Origin of the sequence: Pimelobacter simplex, from assembly GCF_900114845.1 — a bacterium.
Classification (GTDB): domain Bacteria; phylum Actinomycetota; class Actinomycetes; order Propionibacteriales; family Nocardioidaceae; genus Nocardioides; species Nocardioides simplex.
In genome coordinates this window covers 1,455,941-1,480,729 of the sequence record NZ_FOUK01000001.1, presented here as the reverse complement: position 1 = coordinate 1,480,729, position 24,789 = coordinate 1,455,941, and the positions used below count along the sequence as shown (strand labels likewise).

24 protein-coding genes are annotated in these 24,789 nt (G+C 73.2%); 14 read left to right on the top strand and 10 right to left on the bottom strand.

Features of this window, described 5'->3' with window-relative positions:
• Positions 1 to 125 precede the first annotated feature (125 nt).
• The 4 genes from BM223_RS07185 (at position 126) to BM223_RS07170 (ending at position 5,359) form a co-directional block, all read left to right on the top strand.
• A complete protein-coding gene (locus BM223_RS07185; RefSeq protein ID WP_038680525.1) occupies positions 126 to 1,052 on the top strand; it encodes an ABC transporter ATP-binding protein in 927 nt (308 codons plus the stop codon).
• The gene (locus tag BM223_RS07180) at positions 1,049 to 1,870 is read left to right on the top strand and encodes an ABC transporter permease subunit (RefSeq protein WP_038680526.1); all 822 of its coding nucleotides are present in this window, start codon (positions 1,049 to 1,051) and stop codon (positions 1,868 to 1,870) included. The genes BM223_RS07185 and BM223_RS07180 overlap by 4 nt, the downstream gene beginning before the upstream one ends.
• A gap of 169 nt (positions 1,871 to 2,039) precedes the next feature.
• On the top strand, positions 2,040 to 4,871 hold the full coding sequence (locus BM223_RS07175; protein WP_052138870.1) for a PKD domain-containing protein: 2,832 nt from the start codon (positions 2,040 to 2,042) through the stop codon (positions 4,869 to 4,871).
• A 47-nt stretch (positions 4,872 to 4,918) separates the two neighbouring features.
• Entirely contained in the window at positions 4,919 to 5,359 is a 441-nt protein-coding gene (locus tag BM223_RS07170; protein ID WP_038680529.1) for an EamA family transporter, read from the top strand.
• A gap of 36 nt (positions 5,360 to 5,395) precedes the next feature.
• Here BM223_RS07170 and BM223_RS07165 read toward each other — a convergent pair whose 3' ends face one another.
• The gene (locus BM223_RS07165) at positions 5,396 to 5,683 is read right to left on the bottom strand and encodes a helix-turn-helix transcriptional regulator (protein WP_235318967.1); all 288 of its coding nucleotides are present in this window, start codon (positions 5,681 to 5,683) and stop codon (positions 5,396 to 5,398) included.
• A 167-nt stretch (positions 5,684 to 5,850) separates the two neighbouring features.
• On the opposite strand from BM223_RS07165, the gene BM223_RS07160 reads away from it, so the two are divergent.
• The gene (locus BM223_RS07160; RefSeq protein WP_141267585.1) at positions 5,851 to 6,180 is read left to right on the top strand and encodes a DUF6907 domain-containing protein; all 330 of its coding nucleotides are present in this window, start codon (positions 5,851 to 5,853) and stop codon (positions 6,178 to 6,180) included.
• A gap of 97 nt (positions 6,181 to 6,277) precedes the next feature.
• Here BM223_RS07160 and ilvC read toward each other — a convergent pair whose 3' ends face one another.
• The 6 genes from ilvC to surE all read right to left on the bottom strand — a co-directional run bounded on the left by ilvC (position 6,278) and on the right by surE (position 13,082).
• On the bottom strand, positions 6,278 to 7,303 hold the full coding sequence (gene ilvC, locus BM223_RS07155; RefSeq protein WP_038680533.1) for a ketol-acid reductoisomerase: 1,026 nt from the start codon (positions 7,301 to 7,303) through the stop codon (positions 6,278 to 6,280).
• A gap of 36 nt (positions 7,304 to 7,339) precedes the next feature.
• Positions 7,340 to 7,879, bottom strand: a complete 540-nt coding sequence (ilvN, locus tag BM223_RS07150) for an acetolactate synthase small subunit (RefSeq protein WP_038680534.1) — start codon at positions 7,877 to 7,879, stop codon at positions 7,340 to 7,342.
• On the bottom strand, positions 7,879 to 9,639 hold the full coding sequence (locus tag BM223_RS07145; protein ID WP_038680536.1) for an acetolactate synthase large subunit: 1,761 nt from the start codon (positions 9,637 to 9,639) through the stop codon (positions 7,879 to 7,881). The genes ilvN and BM223_RS07145 overlap by 1 nt, the downstream gene beginning before the upstream one ends.
• A gap of 149 nt (positions 9,640 to 9,788) precedes the next feature.
• Positions 9,789 to 11,075 carry a hypothetical protein gene (locus BM223_RS07140; RefSeq protein ID WP_038680538.1) on the bottom strand — a complete coding sequence of 429 codons (1,287 nt, stop codon included), beginning with the start codon at positions 11,073 to 11,075 and terminating at the stop codon, positions 9,789 to 9,791.
• 107 nt (positions 11,076 to 11,182) lie between these two features.
• Entirely contained in the window at positions 11,183 to 11,974 is a 792-nt protein-coding gene (locus BM223_RS07135; protein WP_075018490.1) for a CHAD domain-containing protein, read from the bottom strand.
• 43 nt (positions 11,975 to 12,017) lie between these two features.
• The gene (gene surE, locus BM223_RS07130) at positions 12,018 to 13,082 is read right to left on the bottom strand and encodes a 5'/3'-nucleotidase SurE (protein WP_052138871.1); all 1,065 of its coding nucleotides are present in this window, start codon (positions 13,080 to 13,082) and stop codon (positions 12,018 to 12,020) included.
• A gap of 107 nt (positions 13,083 to 13,189) precedes the next feature.
• On the opposite strand from surE, the gene BM223_RS07125 reads away from it, so the two are divergent.
• From BM223_RS07125 to BM223_RS07085, 9 genes are all read left to right on the top strand, one after another.
• Entirely contained in the window at positions 13,190 to 14,065 is an 876-nt protein-coding gene (locus BM223_RS07125; RefSeq protein ID WP_052138872.1) for a LysR family transcriptional regulator, read from the top strand.
• A gap of 85 nt (positions 14,066 to 14,150) precedes the next feature.
• Positions 14,151 to 14,630, top strand: a complete 480-nt coding sequence (locus tag BM223_RS07120) for a MarR family winged helix-turn-helix transcriptional regulator (protein WP_082003728.1) — start codon at positions 14,151 to 14,153, stop codon at positions 14,628 to 14,630.
• A gap of 132 nt (positions 14,631 to 14,762) precedes the next feature.
• Positions 14,763 to 15,770, top strand: a complete 1,008-nt coding sequence (locus tag BM223_RS07115) for an ABC transporter substrate-binding protein (protein ID WP_052138874.1) — start codon at positions 14,763 to 14,765, stop codon at positions 15,768 to 15,770.
• Positions 15,767 to 16,585, top strand: coding sequence for an ABC transporter permease (locus BM223_RS07110; protein ID WP_038680542.1), 819 nt, complete (start codon positions 15,767 to 15,769; stop codon positions 16,583 to 16,585). The genes BM223_RS07115 and BM223_RS07110 overlap by 4 nt, the downstream gene beginning before the upstream one ends.
• Positions 16,582 to 17,340: an ABC transporter ATP-binding protein gene (locus BM223_RS07105; RefSeq protein WP_052138875.1), complete on the top strand. Its 759-nt coding sequence runs from the start codon at positions 16,582 to 16,584 to the stop codon at positions 17,338 to 17,340. The genes BM223_RS07110 and BM223_RS07105 overlap by 4 nt, the downstream gene beginning before the upstream one ends.
• Entirely contained in the window at positions 17,337 to 18,371 is a 1,035-nt protein-coding gene (locus tag BM223_RS07100) for an ABC transporter substrate-binding protein (RefSeq protein WP_038680544.1), read from the top strand. Before BM223_RS07105 ends, BM223_RS07100 begins: the two co-directional genes overlap by 4 nt.
• A complete protein-coding gene (locus BM223_RS07095) occupies positions 18,368 to 19,255 on the top strand; it encodes an LLM class flavin-dependent oxidoreductase (protein ID WP_052138876.1) in 888 nt (295 codons plus the stop codon). Before BM223_RS07100 ends, BM223_RS07095 begins: the two co-directional genes overlap by 4 nt.
• Positions 19,255 to 20,457 carry an LLM class flavin-dependent oxidoreductase gene (locus BM223_RS07090; protein ID WP_075018489.1) on the top strand — a complete coding sequence of 401 codons (1,203 nt, stop codon included), beginning with the start codon at positions 19,255 to 19,257 and terminating at the stop codon, positions 20,455 to 20,457. Before BM223_RS07095 ends, BM223_RS07090 begins: the two co-directional genes overlap by 1 nt.
• Positions 20,454 to 21,392, top strand: coding sequence for an ABC transporter substrate-binding protein (locus BM223_RS07085; RefSeq protein WP_038680546.1), 939 nt, complete (start codon positions 20,454 to 20,456; stop codon positions 21,390 to 21,392). The genes BM223_RS07090 and BM223_RS07085 overlap by 4 nt, the downstream gene beginning before the upstream one ends.
• Here BM223_RS07085 and BM223_RS29695 read toward each other — a convergent pair.
• From BM223_RS29695 to BM223_RS07070, 3 genes are all read right to left on the bottom strand, one after another.
• The gene (locus BM223_RS29695; RefSeq protein WP_170222567.1) at positions 21,380 to 22,366 is read right to left on the bottom strand and encodes a pyridoxamine 5'-phosphate oxidase family protein; all 987 of its coding nucleotides are present in this window, start codon (positions 22,364 to 22,366) and stop codon (positions 21,380 to 21,382) included. The two genes, BM223_RS07085 and BM223_RS29695, sit on opposite strands and share 13 nt — an antisense overlap.
• Positions 22,367 to 22,369: 3 nt before the next feature.
• Positions 22,370 to 24,217 (bottom strand): dihydroxy-acid dehydratase, encoded by a 1,848-nt coding sequence (gene ilvD / locus BM223_RS07075; protein ID WP_075018488.1) that lies wholly within the window; start codon positions 24,215 to 24,217, stop codon positions 22,370 to 22,372.
• A gap of 123 nt (positions 24,218 to 24,340) precedes the next feature.
• Positions 24,341 to 24,787 carry an SRPBCC family protein gene (locus tag BM223_RS07070; RefSeq protein ID WP_038680548.1) on the bottom strand — a complete coding sequence of 149 codons (447 nt, stop codon included), beginning with the start codon at positions 24,785 to 24,787 and terminating at the stop codon, positions 24,341 to 24,343.
• Between the last annotated feature and the right edge of the window lie 2 nt (positions 24,788 to 24,789).

Sequence of the window (24,789 nt, the reverse complement as noted above, 5' to 3'; positions counted from 1 at the left end):
TCAACCCGCGCCTCCCCCGAATGCTTCCCGGAGCCGCCCCCTAGGGGACCCCACCCCCACCTCAGGGGCAGGTCAAGGGATCTGCCCGAAGCGGTGGCACCGGCGCCGCGGACAGGCTGAGGCCCATGATCACCGTCGAGTCCCTCTCCAAGTCCTACGGCAGCTTCGTCGCCGTCGACGACGTGTCGTTCACCGCACGGCCCGGCCGGGTCACCGGCTTCCTCGGGCCCAACGGTGCCGGCAAGTCCACCACCATGCGGGTCATGGTCGGCCTGACCGGTCCGGGCAGCGGCGAGGTCCGCGTGCTCGGCCGCCGGTTCGCCGACCTGCCCGACCCGGGCCGCGAGGTCGGCGTCCTGCTCGACGCCTCGGCGCAGCACGCGGGGCGCACCGGCCGGGAGATCCTGACCATCGCGGCGCTCACCATGGGTCTCCCCCGGACCCGGGTCGACGAGATGCTCGAGCGGGTCAGCCTGACGCCGGACGAGGCGAGCCGCCGGGTGCGCAACTACTCGCTCGGCATGCGCCAGCGGCTGGGCATCGGGACCGCGCTGATGGGTGACCCGGAGGTGCTCGTCCTCGACGAGCCGGCCAACGGCCTCGACCCGGCGGGCATCCGCTGGATGCGCGACCTGCTGCGCGACTTCGCCGACCAGGGCGGCACCGTGCTGCTCTCGTCGCACCTGCTCCACGAGATCGAGGTCATCGCCGACGACCTGGTCGTCATCGGCAACGGCCGGATCGTCGCGCAGGGCACCAAGGAGGAGCTCCTCGCCGGCGCCGGCACCCTCGTCCGGGCCGCGGACGGCGCCGGACTCGCCGCCGCGCTCACCACCGCGGGCATCACCGCCCGCCCCACGTCCGGCGGCGCCGTGCTCGCCGAGGCCGACCTCACCCGCGTCGGCCAGGCCGCCTTCGCCGCGGGCATCGCCGTCACCGAGCTGCGCGCCGCCGACGGCGCCGGCCTGGAGGAGATGTTCCTGGCGCTCACCGCCGAGAGCCAGCGCGACGTCGTCACCCACACCTCGAACCCCGAAGGAGCAGCGGCATGACCGCCACCACCGTCGACGCCGCCACCGACGTCGTCCCCGCCCGCACCGCCCGGAACCGCCCGGTGCCCGCCCCCACGCCGTACCGCCGGGTGCTGCGCGTCGAGCTGCGCAAGATGTTCGACACCCGCTCCGGCTACTGGCTGATGGCGAGCATCGTCATCACGTCGGTCATCGCCACCGCGCTCACCGTCATCCTCGGTGACCGCGGCACCCTCGACTTCGAGGACTTCGCCGCGGCGATCGGCTCGCCGATGTCGATCGTGCTGCCGATCATCGGCGTGCTCGCGGTGACCAGCGAGTGGAGCCAGCGGACCGCGCTGACGACGTTCACGCTCGTCCCCCACCGCAGCCGGGTGCTCAGCGCCAAGCTGGTCAACACGCTCGTCATCGGCCTGGTCTCGATGGTCGTCGCCCTCGGGGTCGGCGCGCTCGGCAACCTGCTGACCTCGGTCATCACCGGCAACGACGCGATCTGGAACGTCTCGGCCGGTGCCTTCGCCCAGATCGTCCTCGCCAACGAGCTCGGGATGCTGCTCGGCTTCGCGCTGGGCCTGCTGTTCCGCAACTCCCCCGCCGCGGTGGTCGGCTACTTCGTGGTGACGATGGTCCTCCCCGGGCTGTCCGGCGCCCTCGCCTCGGCCCAGCAGTGGTGGGCCGACAACGCCGCCTGGTTCGACCTCAACGAGAGCCGCTTCCTGCTCTTCGACGGCAGCCTGACCGGCCAGGAGTGGGCCCAGCTGGGCCTCACCTCCGTGCTCTGGATCGCGCTGCCGCTCCTCCTCGGCCTGCGGCTCGTGCTCCGCTCCGAGGTCAAGTAGCCCGAAGGCCGCACGCCCCCCACCGGCCGGCCGTCGGCGCACTTGCCCGAAATGGGTGAGTCGCCGGCGGCCGGTTCGGTGCCACCGTCGTTCCACCGGACCGACATCACCTGGGGGCACCATGCGCCGTGGACAGCGTCACGCTCGCATCGTCGTACTCGTCGCGGCCATGGTCGCCGCGATCCTGGCGACCGGAGCCTCGAGCCCGCCGGCCGACGCCCAGCCCGCGCACCACCGCCTGATCCCGTCGGCCGTGCCCGCGACGACGCCGAACATCCTCGACGGCAAGACGCTCGCCATCGCCGAGGTGGGACGCAAGGTGTTCGTGGGCGGCACGTTCACCACGACGCAGAACGCGGGGACGAGCGCACAGCTCGCGACGCCGTACCTCTTCGAGTACGACCGGGTGACCGGCGTCATCGACCAGACCTTCAAGCCCGCCCTGGACGGCAGCGTCGTCGCGCTCGCGCCGACCGCCGACGGCAGCGCGATCTACGTGGCCGGCACGTTCAAGCTGGCCGGGACCACGAAGGTCCGCAACATCATCAAGATCGACACGAGCACCGGTGCGCTCGTCAGCGCGTTCAAGAACCCCAGCCCCAACGGGAGCATCCTCGACATCGCCCTGGTCGGGAACCGGCTGCTGCTGGCCGGCAGCTTCACCACCGTCGCCACCCTGCCGCGCGCCGGCCTGGCCTCGCTCGACGCGACGACGGGCGCGGTCGACGAGTACCTCAAGGTCGCGGTCGACACGAACCACAACTGGCCCTCCGGGACGGCGAAGGCCCCGGTCGGCGTCGCCAAGCTGGCCGCCAGCCCGGACGGCACCCGGCTGGTCGCGATCGGCAACTTCAAGCACGCCGACGGCCTCGACCGCGACCAGGTCGCGATGATCCGCCTCGGCCCCGACAACGCGTACGTCGACCCGGCCTGGGCCACCCAGCGCTACACGCCGGCGTGCAGCAAGAACGCCTTCGACTCCTACGTCCGCGACGTCGACTTCTCCCCCGACAGCACCTACTTCGTGATCGCGGCGAGCGGCGCCGGCTACAACGGCACGCTGTGCGACTCCGCGGCGCGCTTCGACGTGGCCGCCACCGGGACGGCGGTGGAGCCCGCCTGGCAGGCCGCGACCGGCCAGGACTCGCTGCTCTCGGTGGCGGTCGCCGACAACGCCGTCTACGTCGGTGGCCACCAGAAGTGGATGAACGCCATCCAGAGCGGCGCCGACCAGCAGGCCGGCCAGGTGCCGCGGCCCGGCCTGGCCGCGCTCGACCCGGCGAACGGCATGCCGCTGACCTGGAACCCCGGCCGGCACCCGCGCGGCGACGGCGCCGAGGAGCTGCTCGCCACCGACAACGGCCTGTACGTCGGCAGCGACACCGAGTACGTCGGCAACCGGCAGTACTACCGCCCGCGGATCGCCTTCTTCCCCGAGGAGGGCGGCACCGCGCCCGTGGTCCAGGCCGACCCGCTGCTGCCGCGCAGCCTCTACCGGCTCTCCGGGAACACGGTCACCGCGCGCCAATTCACCGGCACCACGGCGACCGTGCCGAGCACGGTCGCGACCACGGGCGGGGTCAACTGGAACAGCGTCCGCGGAGCGTTCATGATCGGCACCAAGCTGGTCTACGGCGCCACCGACAACAAGCTGCACTACCGGACGTTCGACGGCACCGCGTTCGGCCCCGACAACGTCATCGACCCCTACAACGACCCCACGTGGAGCGACGTGGTCAGCAGCGGCGGGACGGCGACCTACCGCGGCCGGGTCCCCACGCTGTACCCGCAGATCTCGGGCGTGACCGGCATGGCGTACGCCAACCACCGGCTCTACTACACGCGCTCGGGCAACAGCAAGGTGTTCTGGCGGTGGTTCTCGCCCGACAGCCTGATCGTCGGCGCCGCGGAGTTCAGCGTCCCGTCGTCGGGCTTTCCCCTCCTGCGCGACGCCCGCAACCTCTTCTACGCCGACGGCAAGCTGTGGGCCGGCATGACCACGAACGACCTGTGGAGCATGCCCGTCACCGACGGCGTCGCCGGCGGCGGCTGGACCAAGATCACCGGCGGCGGCGTCGACACCAACCCGCAGTGGTCGAGCGGCACCGTCTTCCTCGGGCCGCTCGCCAACCAGGCGCCCAGCGCCGCGTTCTCGTCGGGCTGCACCGGGCAGACCTGCTCGTTCGACGGCCGCGCCTCGGCCGACGCGGACGGCACGGTCACCTCGTGGGCCTGGGCCTTCGGGGACGGCGGCACCGGCACGGGCAGCCAGCCCGACCACGTGTACGCCGGTCCCGGCACCTACCAGGTGACGCTCACCGTGACCGACGACGACGGTGCCACCTCCGCGCTGACCCAGCCGGTGACGATCGCCGCACCGGCCAGCACGATCGGCTTCCGCGACGCCACCGGCAAGGTCACCAACGCGACGAGCGTCGTCACGCCGGTGCCGGCCAGCACCCAGGCCGGGGACGGGCTGATCGCGGTCGTCTCGGCGAGCACGACCGTCGTCCCGGCCGCTCCGGCGGGCTGGACCCAGGTCGGCGCTCCCGCCACGACGGACGCGATGACCACGGTGGTCTGGCAGCGGGTCGCCGCCGCGGACGACGCGGGGCGCAATGTCACCGTCTCCTTCGGGGCGACGGCGGTCAAGGCGACGCTCACCGTCCTCGCCTACTCCGGCACCGATCCCGGCGGACCGGTCGCGGCCGCCGCGGCCGGCGGCGAGACGACCGCCACGACCGCGCACCACAGCCCGTCGGTGGTCTCCCCCGGCAACTGGGTGGTGACCGTGTGGGCCGACCGCTCCTCGGCGACGACCACCTTCACCGAGCCGGCCGGCGCGGTCGTGCGCCAGCGCCTGATCGGCACCGGCGGCGCGCACGCCGACCAGCTCGTGGCCGACACCGGCGGACCGGTCGCGTCCGGGCCGTACGGCGACCAGGTCGCCACCACCGACGCCGCCGCGAAGGGGACCGCCGTCACGTTGGCCCTGCACTGAGCGGATCGGGAGTAGGTTCGCCCCGACCCCTACGGAGCGGAGCGAGCATGGACCTGACGTCGGCCTGGTGGTTCTGGGCGCTGCTGTCGGCCGCCTTCGCCGCGCTGACCGCGATCTTCGCGAAGGTCGGGGTCAAGGACATCGACTCCGACGTGGCGACCTTCGTCCGCACCGTGGTGATCCTGGTGACGCTCGGCCTGATCCTGCTCGCGCTCGGCAAGCTGCACGCCGGCGGGCTCGGCGAGATCGGCGTGCGGACCTGGGTCTTCCTCGTGCTCTCCGGGCTGGCCACCGGCGCGTCCTGGATCTGCTACTTCCGCGCGCTCAAGCTCGGGGACGCCGCCCTGGTCGCGCCGGTCGACAAGCTCAGCGTCGTCCTGGTCGCGATCTTCGGCGTGACCCTGCTCGGCGAGCGCCTCTCGGGGCTGCAGTGGGTCGGGGTCGCGCTGGTCGGCGGCGGGGCGGTGCTGCTCGCCGTCAGCGGCTAGCCCCCGGCCGCACCTCCCGCCACGGCTGGGCGCCGGCTAGGCGCCGGCGCGCAGGTCCGGGCAGTCGGGCGGGAGCAGGTCCTCGAGCGACACCTCCAGCACCTGGCAGAGCGCGAGCAGCGCCCGCAGCTGCGGGTTCATCGGGGTGTCCGGGCGCGAGCGCCCCCGCTCGTACTTGTAGTAGGTGTAGCCGGAGATGCCGGCCTGGCGGGCGACCTCCTCCTGGCTCAGCCCCCGCTCGGCCCGGGCCCGCTGGAGGTTGATCCCGAGGGCGCGGGCATAGGGCCCCCAGACGAGGTCGACACGAGGATCCGGATCCGCCACGCCCACCATCATTCCCGGATGACCACCCACAGAGGACCATACTGATGTGGCCTTTCGGGAGCCGGACCGGCCGGCTGTGGACGACCGACGGGCTGCAAGGGGGTTCTGTCCGTGGTTCGTCGTAGGGTCCCAGCATGTGACGGCAATGGATGTGGGGGGCGGTGACGATGGCAGAAGGACGACCGAGCTGGCTCGACGAGAGCTGCCCGGCCTGGTGCACGCGCGAGCACCGGGAGGAGGACCATCCCGACGACCACTACCACCAGAGCGAGGCCACGGTCGTGCCCGCGGTCGCCGGCCCGGGCGACACGATCCCCCTCACCGCCTCGCTGACGGCCACGACGCTCGGGGTCCGGGTGGGACGCCACGTCGGCGACGACCTGACCTGGCTGGTCGTCGAGGCCCTCGAGGCGCCGCGCCCGCGCCTGGTGCTCACGGCCGAGTCGGCCGGCGCACTGCACCGGGCGCTCGAGGCACAGCTGGCGGCCGTGCACTGAGCCCGGCCCACCGACGCCGAGAACGCCGAACGGGCGGCCCGGTCGCGGTGCGACCGGGTCCGCCCGTCCGGGTGGATGTCTCCGAGACGACGTCAGGTCAGCGCGCGGCCGTGCCCTCGGTGTAGTCGTCGTCGACCTGCTTCCAGGAGAAGTGCGCCCGCAGCGCCTTGCCGGTCGCCTCGATCGAGTGACCCGCCTCCTCCTCGCGGAGCTTGAGGAACTCGGCGCCGCCGTTGTCCTGGTCGGCGATGAACCGCTCGGCGAAGGCGCCGTTCTGGATCTCGGCCAGGATGGTCTGCATCGACTCCTTGACGGCCGGGGTGACCACGCGGGGGCCCGAGACGTAGTCGCCGTACTCGGCGGTGTCGGAGACCGACCAGCGCTGCTTGGCGATGCCGCCCTCCCACATGAGGTCGACGATCAGCTTGAGCTCGTGGAGCACCTCGAAGTAGGCGATCTCGGGCTGGTAGCCCGCCTCGGTGAGGGTCTCGAAGCCGGCCTGGACCAGGTGCGAGACGCCACCGCAGAGGACGGCCTGCTCACCGAACAGGTCGGTCTCGGTCTCCTCGGTGAAGGTGGTCTTGATGACGCCGGCGCGGGTGCCGCCGATCGCCTTCGCGTACGACTTGGTGAGGTCCCAGGCCTGGCCCGAGGCGTCCTGCTCGACCGCGATGATGTCCGGGATGCCGCGGCCGGCGACGTACTCGCGGCGCACGGTGTGGCCCGGGGCCTTCGGGGCGACGAGGACGACGTCCACGCCGGCCGGGGGCTTGATGTAGCCGAAGCGGATGTTGAAGCCGTGGCCGAAGACCAGGGTGTCGCCCTCGGTGAGCGCGGGGGCGATGTCGTCGGCGTACAGGTGCCGCTGGACCTGGTCGGGGGCGAGGATGACGATGACGTCGGCCTCCTCCGCCGCCTCGCGCGGGGTGAGGACGCGCAGGCCCTCCTCCTCGGCCTTGGGACGGCTCTTGGAGCCCTCGGGCAGGCCGACGCGGACGTCGACGCCCGAGTCGCGGAGGTTGAGCGCGTGGGCGTGGCCCTGGCTGCCGTAACCGATGACCGCGACGTGCTTGCCCTGGATCAGGGACAGGTCAGCGTCGTCGTCGTAGTAGATCTCAGCCACTGGTGGCTACTCCTTGCTGGTTGGGGTGGTGGGGATTCAGTCGTTGGCGGCCGGCGGCACCGGGACGGCGACGGGCTTGCTGCGCTCGGAGATGGAGCGCGACCCGCGGCCGATGGCCACCATGCCGGACTGCACGAGCTCGCGGATCCCGAAGGGCTCGAGCACGCGCAGGAAGTCGGCGATCTTGCCGTCGTTGCCGACGATCTGCATGGTCACGGCGTCGGCGGCGACGTCGATGACCTTGGCCTTGAACAGCTGGACGACGTCGAGCACCTCACCGCGGTTCTCGGCGGTGGCGCCGACCTTGACCAGGACGAGCTCGCGCGCGACCGAGGCGGTCGGGTCGAGCTCGACGATCTTGATGACCTCGACCAGCTTGTTGAGCTGCTTGGTCACCTGCTCGAGGGGCGAGGAGTCCACGTTGACCACGATGGTCATCCGGGAGATCTCGTCGTGCTCGGTCGGGCCGACCGCGAGCGACTCGATGTTGAAGCCGCGGCGGCTGAACAGCGCCGAGATCCGGGCGAGGACGCCGGGCTTGTCCTCGACGAGGACGGAGAGGGTGTGCTGGGCCATCAGAGATCGTCCTCGTCGAACTGGGGGGCAAGGTCGCGCGCGTACTTGATGTCGTCGTTGCTGGTGCCGGCGGCGACCATCGGCCAGACCATGGCGTCGCGGTGCACGCGGAAGTCGACGACGACGGGGACGTCGTTGATCTCCATCGCCTTCTGGATGGTCGCGTCGACGTCGGCGGGCGAGTCGCACGCGAGGCCCACGCAGCCGTAGGCATCGGCGAGCTTGACGAAGTCCGGGATCCGCTTGGAGTGCAGGTCGGTGTTGGAGTACCGGCTGTCGTAGAACAGCGTCTGCCACTGCCGGACCATGCCGAGCGATTCGTTGTTGATGATCGCGACCTTGATCGGGATGTCGTTGATCGCGCAGGTCGCGAGCTCCTGGTTGGTCATCTGGAAGCAGCCGTCGCCGTCGACCGACCACACGGTGTGGTCGGGCATGGCGACCTTCGCGCCCATCGCGGCCGGGACCGAGAAGCCCATCGTGCCCAGGCCACCGGAGTTGATCCAGGTGTTGGGGGTCTCGTAGTCGACGTAGTGCGCGGCCCACATCTGGTGCTGGCCGACGCCGGCGGTGTAGATCGTGCCGGGCCCCGAGATCGCGCTGAGCCGCTCGAGGACGTACTGCGGCGCGAGGCCGCCGTCGGCGGGCGCGTCGTAGCCGACGGGGTACTTCTTCTTCACCCCGGCGCAGAACGCCACCCAGCCCTCGTAGTCGCCGGTCCGGCCGGCCTCCTGCTCGGTGCGCAGCGTGGTGATGAGGTCGACGAGGACCTCGCGGACGTCGCCCACGATCGGGACGTCGGCGTGGCGGTTCTTGCCGATCTCGGCCGGGTCGATGTCGGCGTGGATCACCTTGGCGCCGGGCGCGAAGGAGTCGAGGTTGCCGGTGACCCGGTCGTCGAAGCGGGCGCCGAGGCTGATGATCAGGTCGCTCTTCTGCAGCGCCGCGACGGCCGCGACGGTGCCGTGCATGCCCGGCATGCCGAGGTGCTGCGGGTGGCTGTCGGGGAACGCGCCGCGCGCCATCAGCGTGGTGACCACCGGGATGCCGGTGAGCTCGGCGAGGCTCGCCAGCTCCTTGGCCGCGCCGGAGCGGATGGTGCCGCCGCCGACGTACAGGACGGGCTTTCGCGACTCGAGGATGAGCCGGGCCGCCTCGCGGATCTGCTTGGCGTGGGGGCGGGTCACCGGCCGGTAGCCGGGCAGGTTGAGCTCGGTGGGCCACCGGAACGACGTCCCGGACTGCAGTGCCGACTTGGTGACGTCGACCAGGACCGGGCCGGGCCGGCCGGTGGAGGCGATGTGGAACGCCTCGGCGATCTTGGTCGGGATCTCCGCGGGGTCGGTGACCAGGAAGCTGTGCTTGGTGATCGGCATCGTGATGCCGCGGATGTCGGCCTCCTGGAAGGCGTCGGTGCCGATCAGCGAGGCGCCGACCTGACCGGTGATCGCGACCATCGGGAGCGAGTCCATGTGGGCGTCCGCGAGCGGGGTGACCAGGTTGGTCGCGCCCGGGCCCGAGGTCGCCATGCAGACGCCGACCCGGCCGGACGCCGCGGCGTAGCCCTGGGCAGCGTGCCCGGCGCCCTGCTCGTGGCGGACGAGGATGTGCCGGATGCTGCTGTCCATCAGCGGGTCGTAGGCCGGGAGGATCGCGCCGCCGGGGATGCCGAAGATGTCGGTCACCCCGGCCGCCTCCAGCGACCGGACCAGGCTCTGTGCTCCGGTGATGGTCTCGCCCGAGCCCTGCTGCTCACTCATCCGAGTCGTTCCTTGTCTGTGCGGGGGTGGTCCGTCGCGTCGTACTCAACAAAAAACCCCTCGGTTGCTGGGCAACGAGGGGTGGACGCGCTGGTGGGTCTGACGAGGGTCAGCCTCAGCCGGCGCGTCCGGAGCGTACGAGAAGCAGGTCATGCATGGGACCACCGTACGCCGTCGCACGGCGTGCCGTCGAAAACGTACCGTGGCGTCCCAGATGGCAAGACGGCGGTCTCAGATTTCAGGCGCCGCGGGGCCGCTACGACAGGTCGAGGCCCGGACCCGCGTCGGTCCAGTACCCGCCGACGCCGATGGTGTGTCCGCTCGCGATGCCCAGTGCGGCGCATCGGCCCCGCGGGGGCACCGACGATGCTCAGCCCGGTCGCTCCCGCGACGGGGGTGAAGCGCCGCGTGGTCTCGTCGAAGGTGCCGTTGACCGATCCGGCGACGGTGAACGAGCACCATCCGGGACGGTCGAGCGCCAGGGCCACGCCGGTCACCCGGGCCGGCCAGATCTGACCGGTGGCGTCGGGGGCACCGGTCGCCACCAGCGCCCATGCGCCCGACGGGGTGAGGGTGGCCGGTCCCGTGCATCCGCTCGCGGCGATGCTGGACAGGGTCGCGGCCGTCGTGCCGTAGGCGCGCGGAGCACCGCTGGCGTCCACGGTGCCGTCGAGGGTGAACGTGGGGCAGGTGGTCAGGTGCTGGTTGACCGGGAGGTCGTGCAGGCTCACGTTGGTCCCGGTCAGCGCGACGCTCGTGCCGGTGGCGGTGTACCCCGCCGCGGCCGTCAGCCCGGTGCTCCCGGACGGCGGGACGTCGGCCCAGGTACCCCCGACTGCGAAGGTGTCGCCCGGTTGGACGTCCAGCGTGGCGCAGAGCGCGCCGGTCGGCACGCCCGGCCCGCTGGCCGGGATCGACAGGCCGGAAGCCCCCGTGTTGGGCGTGAACCGCTGGGTGGCCGTGTTGAACCGGCCGTTGATCGCGCCCTCGATCCGGAAGGTGCAGCTCGGGTAGCTGAACGCGATGACCACGTCGCCGATGCGCGCCGGCCACGACGTCGAGCCCGCGGCCGGAGGACCGGTGAAGGCCAGGCTCCACGAGCCGACCGGTGTCAACGTGACCGCACCCCACCACGGGTTCGCGCAGCCGCCGTAGGTGGTCGCCGTCAGGACGGCGAGACTGGTTCCGTAGGCGCGGGGCACGCCGGGGTCGACGACGGTGCCGGCATGCCCGGCGCTTGCGCAGGTGAACGTCTGGTCGGCCTCGATCAGCCGGAAGGAGACCCCGGAGCCGACCAGGTTCACACCGGGCCCACCGGCCGGGGTGTAGCCCGCCGCGTGGGCCACGGGGAGCGGCCCGACCACCGCGAGAGCGGCCGCCGCCGCTGCCCCCGCGAGCGCGCCCGTCAGCAGCCTGCGGATCCTCCGGGCACCCATCACGACATCCCTCCTCGAACGACTCCAGCGAGCGTCCGACCCCCGCGCCGCCGGTGTCAACGAGCACAGGCGTCACTCACGCCGATGCCGTACGCCCGTCCGGTGACTCACGCTTCGTGCAGCGCGCGGAGCCGGCGGAGGGCGTCCGGGAGGTCCGCGAGCGCCCGGCCGGCGAGCACCTCTACGTGCGCGACGAGCACGGCCGGCCCCCCGGCGGACCACAGGTACCCGGCGAGCAGGACCGCGTCGCGGTGCTCGCCGAGGCACGACTGGATCTCCTTGCCGAGCGCGGCCGCCCGGTCGTCGCCGGCGACCTCGGCGACGTGGCGCAGCCGGCGGGCGGCCTTGCGGACGTCGTGGGAGGTCTCGCCCGCGGCGTCCGCGCGGTCGAGCACCCGCCCGGCCTCGCGTCGTACGACGTGACGGCCGGCGGAGCGCGCCGATCGGGCCGCGCGCTTGCGGCGCAGCGGCAGGCGGGCGGCCCAGCTGTCGAGGACGGCGTCGAGCGCGGCCGCCTCGTCGGTGGCGTTCCAGGCGACCAGGCGGGCGTGCTCGGCGGCGTGCCCGGCGAGGAGCGGCGCGACGAGGTCGTCGAGGAGGTCGCCGCGGTCGAGCTCGGCGAGCACCCGGCGGCAGTCGTCGGCGCGGACCTCGAGGTCGCGCCCCTCCCCCAGCAGCGCCCCGTACGACGCGAGGCGGGCCCGGAGGTCGTCGGCCGGCTTCCGGCGCAGGTAGCGCCGGTAGCCGGCCAGCAGGTTGCGCAGCCGGCGCACGGTGGTGCGGAGCTGGTGGACCGCGTCCGGCTCGTCGGCCAGGGCCGGGGCGCGCAGCCGGCGGAGGTCGGCGACGAGGTCGCCGACCGCTCCGGTGAGGAGCTCCGCGGCCGAGGCGTCCGTCACGCCTCCCACTGTGCCACCGTGACGGACACCCGGCCGGGGCCGGTCAGCGCAGCTGCGCGATCACGCCGGCGACCCGGCCGCGACCGGTGGTCCGGCCCCACTCGCCGTCCAGCGCGCTGATCGCGATCCGGTTCTGCGCCAGGGCGGTCGTGTCGGCGTTGCGGCGGGTCTCCGGCGCCGGGTCACCGGGGACCAGGCGGTAGGTGCCGCCGGTGCGCGGGACGTCGTCGAGGAAGGTGAGGCCGAGGTCGCTGCTGAGGCCGATGTCGGTGAGCACCGGGCGGCCGAGCTTCTCGCCGGCGCCGACGAACGGGTGGTTCACGTTGAGGACGAGGCCGTCGTCCAGGGCCCGGCGCTGGCGCAGCGCCGCGATCAGCCGGACGCCGAAGTCGGCGGTCGCCGCGAACGGCACGTTCGGGATCTGGGCCAGGTCGCGCGGCACCTCGGCACTGAACGCGATCGCCGGGACGTCGTACTCGTGGGCGGTGACGACGGCGCCGACCGTGCCGGAGTGGTTGACGGTGGCGCCGATGTTCTGGCCGAAGTTGGTGCCGGACACGACGAGGTCCGGGCCGCCGGACCAGTAGGTCGCGGCGAACCGGCTGAGCGCGACGTTGACGGTGTCCGCGGGCGAGGCCGTCGGGGTGCCCGAGCCGCACGGGCTCGCCGCGACGCAGACGCCGAAGACGGCGCCGCCGGTCGAGCCCGTGGCGCAGTCGCCGGCGTACGCCGCGGGCGGGGCGACCGCCTGCACCGTGAACGCGACGGGGCTGAACCCCGGCGGCGTCATCCGGGCCCCGGCGCCGCTCTGCTGGGCCCAGGGCGCGACGACGAGGACGTCGGCGCCGGCGGCGCACAGCGCGCGGCGCATCTCGTACAGACCCTTGCCGTCGGTGCCGAAGCCGGCATCGCGACCCTGCGCGCTGTCGTCGTTGGTCATCAGGACCTTGAGGCCGGCGAGCGGGGCGGCCGTGGGACCGGGCTTCGCGGACTGGGCGGGCTGGGTGGGCGCCGGCGCGGCGGACGAGCCGCTCACGGTGGCCGCGACGGCCGCTGCCAGGGCGGTGCCGACGACGGCGAGACGGGCGGCGAGAGGGACGGGACGCATGACTTCTCCTCGGAGGGTGTCGGGATGTCGTGCCCGAGCGGGAACAGGTTCTAGATTCAGAGCCCACCGGGAGCGGCGTCCAAGACCCGTTCGGCATGGGAGGGCGGATGAACATCCAGCAGCTGCGCTACGTCGTGGCCACGGCCGAGCACGGCAGCATGACCGCCGCGGCCGCCGCCCTGTTCGTGGCGCAGCCGGCGCTGAGCCGGGCCGTGCGCCAGCTGGAGCGCGAGCTCGACCTGACCCTCTTCGCCCGCGACGGGCGCGGCATCGCCCTCACCCCCGCCGGCGAGACGTTCGTGCGCCGGGCCCGGGCGGTGCTCCACAGCATCGCCACGCTGCGCACCACGGCCGCCGCCGCGCCGTCGTCCGCGCCCCTGGTGATCGCGGCGTCACCCACGCTCCAGGCCGCGCTCGCCATCCCGATCCTCGCCGGGCTGCGCGAGCACGGCGTCACCGTGCACACCCGCCTCCTCGGCGGCAGCGGCTCGCCCGAGGTCGCCGACCTCGTCGCCACCGGGCGCGCCGACCTCGGCCTGTGCGACAGCGCGGTGACCACCGACCTGGTCGCCGTCCCGATCGGGCGGGCGGAGGTCCGCCTCTACTCCCCCGCCGCCACCGACCTCCCCGACCGGGTCACCCTCGCCGACCTCGGCCGCGTCCCCCTGGTCCTCCCCACCGCCGGCAGTGCCCGCCGCGCCACCCTCGACACCTTCTTCGCCGAGTGCGCCATCACCCCCGAGGTCGCCGTCGAGACCGACGAGCGCCACGCCTGGCTCGCCGCCGTCACCCACGGCATCGCCTCGTGCCTGTGGCACAGCGTCGAGACCCCGCGGGTCCCCCTGCCCGGCGTGGTCGCCCGCGGCTTCGACCCGCCCATCCACCGCGAGCTCACCGCGCTGCACCGGGCCGACGACGAGACGCCGCTCCCGCGGCACCTGCTGGAGGTGCTGCGGCAGGTGGGCGGGCTGCTCTCGGGCTAGCGGCACGAACCGCGCCCCCTCAGCCCCGCGCGGCAAGCCCGACGGTGACGTAGCCCGACGCCGGCTCAGGCTAGCCTCCCTGGCCATGGGAATGCCTCGCGCCGAGCGGCGGCCGACGATGACGGCCGAAGCGCGCTTCACCAGCCCGGGCTACCTCCTGGCCCACATCGGGCGGATGGCGCACCGCCGGATCGCCGACTCGCTCGAGCCGCTCGACCTCCAGCCGCGGGAGGCCGCGGTGCTGCTGGTGCTGCGCGACCACGACGGCGAGCTGAGCCAGCAGCGGCTCGGCCAGGTGCTCGACATGGACCCCAACTACCTGGTCAAGGCGCTCGCCCGGCTCGAGGACGCCGGCCTGGTGGCCCGCCGTCCCGACCCGGACGACCGGCGCCGCCAGGTGGTCACCCTCTCGGCCGCCGGCCGGCGCCGCCGGGCCGCGGCCGACGAGTCGGTCACCCGGGCGGAGTCCGAGATCCTCGCCGGGCTCTCCCCCGAGGACGCCGCCCGCCTCCGCGAGCTGCTCCTGGTGCTGGACCGGAACTCCGGCTCGGCCGCGCACGACTGACCCTCCCCCAGGACCCGGGCGGCGTCCGACCCGTGAGCGGTGACACGTTCACGGGATTTGATCACGTGCTAATGTCTATCGAGTTGCTCTAGTTACACCAGTAATGGTCCTCGATCGGCTTGGAGCCCTCCCATGTCCCAGCACCCCCGCCGCACGACGGCCTTCGCCGCCGCTGCGCTTCTCGTCCTCGCCGCCCTCGGGCTGACCGCGTGCGACGCCGCGAACGGCGACGACGGCGGCACCACCGTCCTGCGCATCGGCGATCCCGGCAACGAGGGCGTGCTCGCGTACGCCAAGAAGACCGGCGTCCTGGAAGACCGTCTCGAGAAGGTCGGCGCCAAGGTCGAGTGGGGCGGCAGCTACGCCTCCTTCACCGCCACGATCGACGCCGTCCGCTCCGGCGACGTCAACGTCCTGCAGGGGGCGATCTCCCCCGCGATCGGCTACCTCTCGACCAGCGACGACCTCAAGATCTTCACGGTCGCCCCGCGCACGACCGATCCGGACGCCCCCGTCGCCGACGGACTCGTGGTGCCCGCCGACAGCTCGGTCACCTCGATCGACCAGCTCGTCGGCAAGAAGATCGCCGTCAACCGCGGCGGTCGCGGCGAGTACCTGCTCGATCTCGCGCTCGACAAAGCCGGCATCGAGCACGACGCGGTCGAGAAGGTCTACCTCAACCCGGCCGAGGCCGCCGGCGCGTTCGCGTCGGGCAAGGTCGACGCCTGGTGGGCGATCGTGCGCGGCTACCCGCTCGCGGTCGCCAACGGGGCCAAGACGATCGTGACCAACACCGACGTCGAGGACAACGACCTGACGATCTTCGCGGCGCGGTCCGAGGTCGTCGAGAAGAACCCCGAGGCGCTCGAGGTCTTCCAGGAGGTCGTCGCCGACCTCGTCAAGGAGGCCAACGCGGAGCCCGAGAAGTTCCAGAACGTGTTCACCGACTCCGGGCCGACCGCGACGAGCGGCGACCTCCTCGAGCACGACACCGAGTCGCTGCGTTACGAGCTGCCCCCGGCCCTGGCCACCGACGCCGACGTCGCCAAGGTGCAGCAGGTCGCCGACTACTTCCTCGAGAACGGCCTGATCAGCAAGCCGGTGGACGCCGACGCCGCGGTCGCCCGGCTGGGCCGATGACCACCGCCGACGTCCTCGTCACCCCGCGCTTCCTGGGGACGAGGCGCCGCAGCCGCTCGTGGTCGCTGCTCACCCGGGCCAGCGTGCCGGTCGCCCTACTGGTGGTCTGGCAGGCGGCGTCCGCCACCGGACTGCTCGACCCGCAGGTCCTCGCCTCGCCGGGCTCGGTCGTCGGCGCGCTCCGCGAGCTCGCCGAGAGCGGGCAGCTGGCCGACTTCCTGGCCGCGTCCGCGACCCGCGCGGCGATCGGGGTCAGCCTCGGTGTCGTCGCCGGCCTGGTGCTCGGCGTGCTCGCCGGCGCCAGCGCGCTCGGCGAGGAGCTGATCGACCCGAGCATGCAGATGTACCGCGCGGTGCCCTTCCTCGCGCTCGTCCCGCTGCTGCTGTCGTGGTTCGGCGTCGGCGAGACGTTCAAGATCGTCCTCATCGCGGTCTCGGCGGTGGCACCGATGTACGCCTACACCTACCTGGGCGTGCGCGGCGTCGACCGCAAGGTCGTCGAGGCCGCCCGCGGGTTCGGGCTGCGCGGGTTCCGGCTCGTGTGGGAGGTCATCCTCCCCTGCGCCCGCCCGAACCTGCTGATGGCGCTGCGGATCTGCCTCAGCGTCAGCCTCACCGGCCTGATCGCCGCCGAGCAGATCGGCACCACCGAGGGCATCGGCTACCTGGTCTCGCTCTCACAGCAGTACTTCCGCAGCGACTACATGGTCCTCTGCATCCTGCTCTACGCCCTCCTGGGCGTGCTGATCGACACCGCCATCCGGTTCCTCGAGCACGTGGCACTGCCCTGGCGGTCGGGGGTGGCGGCGCGATGACGGTCACCCTCGCCACCGCGACCGGCGGCAGCACGACGTCCCCCGCCCCGGCCGTGCGGATCCGCGGCCTCCGCAAGGTGTACGACGGCAAGGCGGTCCTCGACGGGATCGACCTCGACGTCGCCCCCGGTCAGCTCGTCGCGCTGCTCGGACCGAGCGGCACCGGCAAGACGACCCTGCTGCGGCTGCTCGCCGGGTTCGAGCGGCCCGACGCCGGCGAGCTCGGCGTCCCCCTGGCCCGGACCACGGTCTACCAGGAGCCGCGGCTGGTCCCGGCCCACCGGGTGCTGCGCAACGTCATGCTCGGCCAGCGCGGCACGGCCGCGAACCGGGCCGCGGCGCTGGCCTCCCTGGCCGAGGTCGGGCTCGCCGACAAGGCGCGGTCCTGGCCCGCCACCCTGTCCGGCGGCGAGGCGCAGCGGGTGGCGCTCGCCCGGGCCCTGGTGCGCGAGCCGCGCCTGCTCCTGCTCGACGAGCCGTTCGCCGCGCTGGACGCGCTGACCCGGCTCAAGATGCACGACCTGGTCGAGCGGCTCCGCCGCCGCCACGACCCCGCGATCGTGATGGTGACCCACGACGTCGACGAGGCGCTGCGCCTCGCCGACCGGGTCGTGATGCTGCGCGACGGGCACGTGTCCGTCGACCTGCTGGTCGACCTGCCCCACCCGCGCGCGATCACCGACCCCCACCTGCTCGCCCACCGCCGACGGCTGCTGGCCGAGCTCGGCGTCGACACCCCGGAGGCAACCCCATGACCACGACCCCGACCTCGCTCGACACGCTCTGGTACACCCGCTGCCCGGTGCCCACCGCGAGCGGCATCGCCCACCGGCTGGGCTGGCTCGCCGACGACTTCGCCCGCGACGACCTGGCCCTGCAGGTGCTCCAGGACGCGCCCCCGGAGATCGCGGAGCACCACTTCGACCACCTCCTCGTCGGGCTCTTCCGCGAGGGCGGCAACGTCCCGGCCCTCGTCGCCCGCGCCGAGGGCGCTCCGACGCGGCTGATCGGGCTGACCTGGATCGACGAGGGCCAGCGCGTCGTCGTCCGTCCCGACAGCGGCATCGCCTCGGCCGCCGACCTCGCCGGACGCCGGCTGGCGGTCCCCGGCTGGGCGGGCACCCGGACCCGGAGCTTCCCCCGCGCCATGGCGCTGCACGGCCTCACCTCGGCCCTGCGCACCGCCGGGCTCACCCTCGCCGACGCCGAGCTGGTCGAGGTGCCCGGCCGGGCCGACCGCCGTCCGGGCTGGGACCCGTCGGCCGCGGCCCACTGGCCGGGCCTCGACGAGCTCGCGGCCGGCACCGTCGACGCCGTCTACCTCAAGGGCGGCCGGTCGGCCGAGCAGGCCGCGGCGGCGGGCCTCGTGGTCGCCGTCGACCTCGACGCGACGCCATCGCTCGCCGACCGGGTCAACAACGGGACGCCGCGCCCGATCACCGTGCACGCCGCGCTGCTCGACGAGCGCCCCGAGCTCGTCGTCCGGTTCCTCGCGCAGACGCTGCGCGCCGCCCGCTGGGCGACCGAGCACCCCGACGAGGTGCGCGCCTTCCTCGGCAGCGAGGTCGGCTCCGGCGGCGACGGCGTGACGACGGCGTACGGCGCCGACGTGCACCTCGGCCTGACCCCGGACCTCTCCCCGGAGCGGCTCGCGCTGCTCGACCAGCAGCAGCGCTTCCTGCACGAGCACGCCTTCACCGACGCGCCCGTCGACGTGCAGGCCTGGGCCGACCCGGCCCCGCTCGCCGCCGCCCGGCGCCTGCTCGACGAGGAGGAGGGCCGATGAGCCACCCGGCGCCGCGCTTCCTGGTCCCGCTCGCCACCCGCGACGAGCGGTCCTGGCCGGGCTTCGACATCGCCGAGCAGCGCGCCCAGGCACTGCGCGCCGCCGAGCTCGGCGGCTTCGCCGGCGTGGTCGCCGCCGACGACCTCGGGGGCGACGAGGCCAGCGTCGTCGCGTACGACGCCCTGCGCGCGAGCCGCTGGCTCGAGGTCGTCCAGGAGCTGCCGATCAGTCGGGGGAACCCGGTCTACGCCGCGAAGCAGGCCGCGTCCGCGCAGCGCTTCTTCGACGGCCGGCTCGGCTGGCAGCTCGTCGTCGACGAGCCGGGCCCGTCCCAGACGACCCCGCCCGCCCGGACCCGTGCCGAGCGCTACGCCCGGGCCACCGAGTTCCTCACCGTCGCCCGCGGCGTGTGGCACGACACCGAGTTCACGTTCGAGGGCCGCTACCACCAGGTCGTCGGCGGGGGCTTCCGCGAGGCGCTCGCGGACCTGCCGTTCCCGCGCCTGCACCTGACCGGGAGCAGCGACGAGGCGCTCGCCCTGTCCGCCCGGTTCGCCGACGTCCACCTCTTCGACGACCTCGACACGGCGCTGGCCCACGGGCCGGCGCTGCGCGCGGCAGCCGGCGACCGGCCGCTCGAGATCGGCGTCGCGCTGCGGGTCGTGGCCCGCGAGCACCGGCCCGAGGTGCCGCGCACGATCGATCCGCGCACGGCGCTCGTCGGCACGTACGACGAGCTCGCCGAGCGCCTGGCCGAGCTCGTCGCGGCCGGCATCACGACGTACCTCCTCGACGCCCACCCCCGGATCGAGGAGACCTACCGGATCGCCGAGCACCTGCTCCCGCGCGTCCGTGACCTCACCCCTGCAGGAGGAGCACGCTGATGGTCGACATCTACTGGCGGATCGGCACCCACGGCGACCAGCCGTCGCTGCGGCAGCGGGTCGCCTCCCGCGGCGACTGGTCCCCGACCGGGCCGGGCAGCATCGCGCCCGGCCTGCGCGACGGCGGTCGGGACGGCTACACCTACCTCGACCACATGGCCGACGTCGCCCGCGCGGCCGAGGTGTCGGGCTTCGTCGGGGGCCTGCTCCCGTCGTTCCCGTTCACCGACGACCCCTGGGTCGCGGCCTCGGCGCTGGTCCGGGAGACCCGCTCGTTCCGGTTCATGGTGGCCTTCCAGCCCGGCTTCCTCGACCCGTTCCACGCGGCCCGGATCTCCGCGACCCTGCAGCGGGTCAGCGGCGGCCGTCTCGTCTACAACATCATCACCGGAGGCGGCGGCCCCGAGCAGACGTGGTGGGGCGACCCGGTCGCGCACGACGACCGCTACGCCCGCACCGGCGAGTTCCTCGAGGCGCTCCAGGGCACCTGGGGCACCGCGCCGTACGACCTGGCGGGACGCTTCTACGACGTCCGCGGCGCCAGCCTGCCGCCCGACCTCGCCGCGCAGGCCGTGCCGGAGATCTACTTCTCGGGCTCCTCCCCCGCCGCGATCGCCACCGCCGGCGGGTACGCCGACTACTACCTGTCGTGGCTCGAGCCGTTCGACGCCCTGCGCGAGAAGTTCGCCGAGGTGCGCGAGCGCAGCGCGACCCTGGGCCGTCGTCCCCGCTTCGCGCTGCGCGTCGAGGTCCTCGCCCGGGAGACCGAGGCCGAGGCCTGGGCCGAGCTGGAGCGCGGCTGGGCCCAGGTCGACCTCGCCGCGGTCAACGCGGCGACCGGCGGCGACTCCGTCGGCGCCGCGCGCTCCCGCGCGTTCGTCCGCGGACCCGTGCGCACCCCGCGCGACATGGAGGTCGAGCCCCAGGTCTGGGGCGGCTTCCACCTGCTGCGCGGCGGACCCGCCTTCGGCCTGGTCGGCAGCTACGCGCAGGTCGCGGCCCGGCTCGAGGAGCTCGTCGAGATCGGTGTCGACTCCTTCATCCTCGCCGCCGTCCCGCACCTCGAGGAGGCCTACCGGATCGGCTCCGAGGTACTCCCCCGCCTGTCCGTCCACAAGACCGGGTACGTCGGGCACCCCGGCCACCCCACCTCCCCCGCTGCGCCCGCAGCACCCGCCCCCATCGAGAGGAACGCCTCATGACCACCCGGATCGGCTACTTCCCCAGCAACAACTCGCTCTTCGTCCTGCGCCACCGCGGCATCGTCGAGCAGCGCCTGCCCGACGTCGAGTGGGTCGACTTCCGCGACCTCCCGCAGAGCCGGGTCGGCGTCCGTGAGGGCCTGCCCACCGCGCACGCCGACCACCTCTTCACCGACGGCGGCTACGACGTCATCGGCACCGGCTTCACGCCGCCGATCACCGGCCTCGGCCAGGGCCACGACCTCGTGTACGTCGGGGTCTCCGAGCCGCGGATCGCCAACGGCCGCCTGGTCGCGCGCGCCGACTCCGGGATCGCCACGGTCGCCGACCTGAAGGGCAAGCGGGTCGGGATCGGCCACGGCTCCTGGCAGACCACGCTGCTGCTCTTCGCGCTCGACCAGGTCGGCCTCGGCTGGGCGGACGTCGAGCCGGTCGACACCGCCGGGCTCGACGCCGGGCAGGCCCTGCTCGACGGCGAGCTCGACGCCTGGACCGGCTCCTACCCCGAGCTGACCGCGGTCGAGGCGGCCGCGCCGCTGACCACGCTCGTCGAGACCGACGGCCTCTTCAGCCACCCGTCGCTGTGGTTCACCCGGCGCGACTTCGCGACCGCCCACCCCGACGAGCTGCGCGCGATCGTCGAGAGCCTGCAGGAGTCGGACGCCTGGATCGCCGCCCACCCGCGCGAGGCGGCGCAGTACTTCGTCGACGACGCGGCCCGCCGCGGCCGGCGCGCCGACCTCGACGAGTGGACCCACGCCCTGGCGACCCGCCCGTTCGGCATCCACCCGCCGTCGGAGGAGTTCCTCGACGAGCAGCAGCGCGCCGCCGACCTGCTGCACCGCAACGGCCTGCTGCCGAAGCCGGTCACGGTCCGCGACGCCTACCTGCCCGAGCTGGCCGACGTCGTCACGCAGACGCGTCAGGTGGCCTGAGCGGCCCAGCCCGCCCGCAGCCGGGCGTCGTCCTCGGAGGAGACGGGGTCGGCGGTGTCGCGCACGAACACCGCCGTCACCCGGCCCCGGCCGCCCTGCTCGCGGAGCCGGTCGCGGAGCTCGCGCCACGACCAGAGGTTCGGGTGCTCGACGTCGGTGCAGGCCTCGGCCGGGGTGAGCGCCGTGATCGCCTCGTCGAGCTGCTGCGCGGTGACGTCGAGCGTGGCGGTCGCGCCGTCGTGCTTGAGCACCGTCGCCAGGACGACGGCGGGCAGGCCGTGCATCCCGCCCGGCCCGTTGACGTGGCCGAGCTCGCCGTCGAGGGCGAGGGCGTAGCCGGCCGGCTGCTGCCAGCCGTCGATTTGCTCACCGAGGCGCACCCGGATCCGGCCCAGGCCGTCGAGCGTCGCCCACTCGTCGAGCGGGTCGTCGTCGAAGGCGGGCAGGCCGTCGATGCTGGTGCGGTTCTTGCGGCGCCGGTAGTCGGCCGAGCCGGCCACCCCCTTGCGGCCGAAGTAGCGCGGCAGCAGGTCGCGCTCGCCGACGTAGTCCATCAGCGGGACGCCGTAGCCGCAGGCGTCAGAGATCCGGTCGATGTCGACCACGATCACCGCCCGGGCGCCGGGCACGTCGTCGAAGCGGCCGGCCAGGTCGGCGTACTCCTCGTCGTAGCGGCTCACGACCCGGCCGCGGCCGTGGAAGCGGACGATGTTGGGCGCGCCGTCGAAGGCGCAGAACATCACGACGATGCGGCCGTTCTCACGGACGTGCGCGATCGTCTCGCTGCCGCTGCCGGACGTGTCGACCCAGGCGAACGTGCGCTCGTCGAGCAGCCCGAACGTGCCCGGGATGCCGCGGGGCGACACGTTGACGTGGCCGTCGGCGGCGAGCGGCGACGTACCGACGAAGAAGACGTTCTGGCGCTCGACGAACGCCCGCAGCCGGCCGTCGACCGCCGCGTGGACCTTGCCCACGACTCAGTCCGGGACGCGGCGGTAGGCGCCGTCGGAGGCCGCGGTCGCCATCGACGCGTAGGCCCGCAGCGCCGCCGACACGGGACGCTGGCGGTCGAGCGGCGTGTAGGGCTTGTCGCGCTTCTCCTGCAGCACCCGGCGCTCGGCGAGGACGTGGTCGTCGACGTCGAGGTGGATGCTGCGGTTGGGGATGTCGATCGAGATCGGGTCGCCGTCCTCGATGAGCGCGATCAGACCGCCACCGGCCGCCTCGGGCGAGATGTGCCCGATGGACAGGCCGCTCGTGCCGCCGGAGAACCGGCCGTCGGTGATGAGCGCGCACTTCGCGCCCAGGCCGCGGCCCTTGAGGAACGCCGTGGGGTAGAGCATCTCCTGCATGCCGGGGCCCCCCTTGGGGCCCTCGTAGCGGATGACGACGACGTGCCCGGCCTCGACCTTCTTGCCGAGGATGCCCTCGACGGCGGCGTCCTGGGACTCGAACACGATGGCGGTGCCGTGGAAGACCAGCGCCTCCTCGGCCACGCCCGCGGTCTTGACCACGCACCCGTCGACGGCGACGTTGCCGCTGAGGATCGCCAGGCCGCCGTCGGCGGAGTAGGCGTGCTCGAAGTCGCGGATGCAGCCCTCGGCGGCGTCGGTGTCGAGCTCGCCCCAGCGGTTCTCGGTCGAGAACGGCTCGGTCGTGCGGACCCCGCCCGGCGCGGCCTGGAAGAGCTCGAGCGCCTCGGCCGACGGGCTCTCGGCGCGGATGTCCCAGGCGCCGAGCCAGCTGTCGAGGTCGGGCGAGTGGACCGAGTGGACGTTCTCGTGGAGCGCGCCGCCGCGGCGCAGCTCACCGAGCAGGGCGGGGATGCCGCCGGCGCGGTGCACGTCCTCCATGTGGAACTTCGGCGAGTTGGGCGCGACCTTCGACAGGCACGGCACCCGGCGCGAGATCGCGTCGATGTCGTGGACGCTGAAGTCGAGCTCGGCCTCGCGGGCCGCAGCCAGCAGGTGGAGCACCGTGTTGGTCGAGCCGCCCATCGCGACGTCGAGCGCGACGGCGTTCTCGAACGCCTCACGGGTGGCGATGTTGCGCGGCAGCGCCGACTCGTCGTCGTTCTCGTAGTAGGCGCGGCACAGGTCCATGACGACCTTGCCGGCCTCCTCGAACAGCGCCCGGCGCTTGGCGTGCGTGGCCAGCGTCGAGCCGTTGCCCGGCAGCGACAGCCCGATCGCCTCGGTCAGGCAGTTCATCGAGTTGGCCGTGAACATGCCCGAGCACGACCCGCAGGTCGGGCACGCCGACCGCTCGATCACGTCGAGCTGCTCGTCGCTCACCGCGTCGTTGGCCGATGCCGACATCGCGTCGACCAGGTCGAGCTTGGAGTGCACGATGCCCTCGATCGCCGTCGTCTTGCCGGCCTCCATCGGACCGCCGGAGACGAACACGACCGGGATGTTGAGCCGCAGCGCGGCCAGCAGCATGCCGGGGGTGATCTTGTCGCAGTTGGAGATGCAGACGATGGCGTCGGCGCAGTGCGCCTGGACCATGTACTCCACCGCGTCGGCGATCAGCTCGCGGCTGGGCAGCGAGTAGAGCATGCCGCCGTGACCCATCGCGATGCCGTCGTCGACCGCGATGGTGTTGAACTCCTTGGCGACACCACCGTTCGCCACCACCGACTCCGCGACGATCTTGCCGACGTCCCGGAGGTGGACGTGACCGGGGACGAACTCGGTGAACGAGTTGGCGATGGCGATGATCGGCTTGCCGAAGTCCGAGTCGGTCATGCCGGTCGCGCGCCAGAGGGCACGCGCACCGGCCATGTTGCGGCCCGAGGTGGACGTCGCGGAACGGAGGGTGGGCATGGGTCAAGGCTACGCCTGTGGTGGCGGGGACAGTTTCGCCGGTCGACCGGTGAAACTCACACTGGACCGACGGAACTTCATCGGTCAGGTGTGAGTTTCGCCGGTCGACCGGCGAAACTCCCGTCACCCCTCAGCCGCCGCCTTGAGCGAGGCGAGCCCCCTCCGGAAGTCCTTGGCGATCGCCTTGTCGAAGAACAGCCGCCCCAGGACGGCGAAGAGCAGGTTCCGCTCACCGCTCATCGTCCAGGCCACACGGGTGCCGGGGCCGTCGGGCGTGAGGTCGAAGGTGACCACGTTCTGCGCCTTGAACGGCTTGAGGAACACGAGGTCGACGACGACCTGCTCGGGCGTGATCGAGGTGAACGTCATCCGGCCCTCGCCGGCCTTCTTGTTCCCCTCCCACGCGTACGACGCCCCGACGCCCTCGCCCTCGTAGGTGCGGCGCAGGTCGGGGTCGAGGCCCTCCCAGGGGGACCACCGGGTCCACTCCGGGAAGGCGTCGATGAGTGCGTGAACGGTCGCGGGCGGTGCGGCGATCGTGGTCTCGTGGGTCTGCGCGAAGGCGGGCATGA

What these genes read in the sequence shown, in the direction of transcription:
- BM223_RS07185 (WP_038680525.1), top strand. Translation starts at nt 126, where the DNA reads ATGATCACCGTCGAGTCCCTCTCCAAGTCCTACGGCAGCTTCGTCGCC.
- BM223_RS07180 (WP_038680526.1), top strand. Translation starts at nt 1,049, where the DNA reads ATGACCGCCACCACCGTCGACGCCGCCACCGACGTCGTCCCCGCCCGC.
- BM223_RS07175 (WP_052138870.1), top strand. Translation starts at nt 2,040, where the DNA reads ATGGTCGCCGCGATCCTGGCGACCGGAGCCTCGAGCCCGCCGGCCGAC.
- BM223_RS07170 (WP_038680529.1), top strand. Translation starts at nt 4,919, where the DNA reads ATGGACCTGACGTCGGCCTGGTGGTTCTGGGCGCTGCTGTCGGCCGCC.
- BM223_RS07160 (WP_141267585.1), top strand. Translation starts at nt 5,851, where the DNA reads ATGGCAGAAGGACGACCGAGCTGGCTCGACGAGAGCTGCCCGGCCTGG.
- ilvN (WP_038680534.1), bottom strand. Translation starts at nt 7,879, where the DNA reads ATGGCCCAGCACACCCTCTCCGTCCTCGTCGAGGACAAGCCCGGCGTC.
- BM223_RS07145 (WP_038680536.1), bottom strand. Translation starts at nt 9,639, where the DNA reads ATGAGTGAGCAGCAGGGCTCGGGCGAGACCATCACCGGAGCACAGAGC.
- BM223_RS07140 (WP_038680538.1), bottom strand. Translation starts at nt 11,075, where the DNA reads ATGGGTGCCCGGAGGATCCGCAGGCTGCTGACGGGCGCGCTCGCGGGG.
- surE (WP_052138871.1), bottom strand. Translation starts at nt 13,082, where the DNA reads ATGCGTCCCGTCCCTCTCGCCGCCCGTCTCGCCGTCGTCGGCACCGCC.
- BM223_RS07125 (WP_052138872.1), top strand. Translation starts at nt 13,190, where the DNA reads ATGAACATCCAGCAGCTGCGCTACGTCGTGGCCACGGCCGAGCACGGC.
- BM223_RS07120 (WP_082003728.1), top strand. Translation starts at nt 14,151, where the DNA reads ATGGGAATGCCTCGCGCCGAGCGGCGGCCGACGATGACGGCCGAAGCG.
- BM223_RS07115 (WP_052138874.1), top strand. Translation starts at nt 14,763, where the DNA reads ATGTCCCAGCACCCCCGCCGCACGACGGCCTTCGCCGCCGCTGCGCTT.
- BM223_RS07110 (WP_038680542.1), top strand. Translation starts at nt 15,767, where the DNA reads ATGACCACCGCCGACGTCCTCGTCACCCCGCGCTTCCTGGGGACGAGG.
- BM223_RS07105 (WP_052138875.1), top strand. Translation starts at nt 16,582, where the DNA reads ATGACGGTCACCCTCGCCACCGCGACCGGCGGCAGCACGACGTCCCCC.
- BM223_RS07100 (WP_038680544.1), top strand. Translation starts at nt 17,337, where the DNA reads ATGACCACGACCCCGACCTCGCTCGACACGCTCTGGTACACCCGCTGC.
- BM223_RS07095 (WP_052138876.1), top strand. Translation starts at nt 18,368, where the DNA reads ATGAGCCACCCGGCGCCGCGCTTCCTGGTCCCGCTCGCCACCCGCGAC.
- BM223_RS07090 (WP_075018489.1), top strand. Translation starts at nt 19,255, where the DNA reads ATGGTCGACATCTACTGGCGGATCGGCACCCACGGCGACCAGCCGTCG.
- BM223_RS07085 (WP_038680546.1), top strand. Translation starts at nt 20,454, where the DNA reads ATGACCACCCGGATCGGCTACTTCCCCAGCAACAACTCGCTCTTCGTC.
- ilvD (WP_075018488.1), bottom strand. Translation starts at nt 24,217, where the DNA reads ATGCCCACCCTCCGTTCCGCGACGTCCACCTCGGGCCGCAACATGGCC.
- BM223_RS07070 (WP_038680548.1), bottom strand. Translation starts at nt 24,787, where the DNA reads ATGCCCGCCTTCGCGCAGACCCACGAGACCACGATCGCCGCACCGCCC.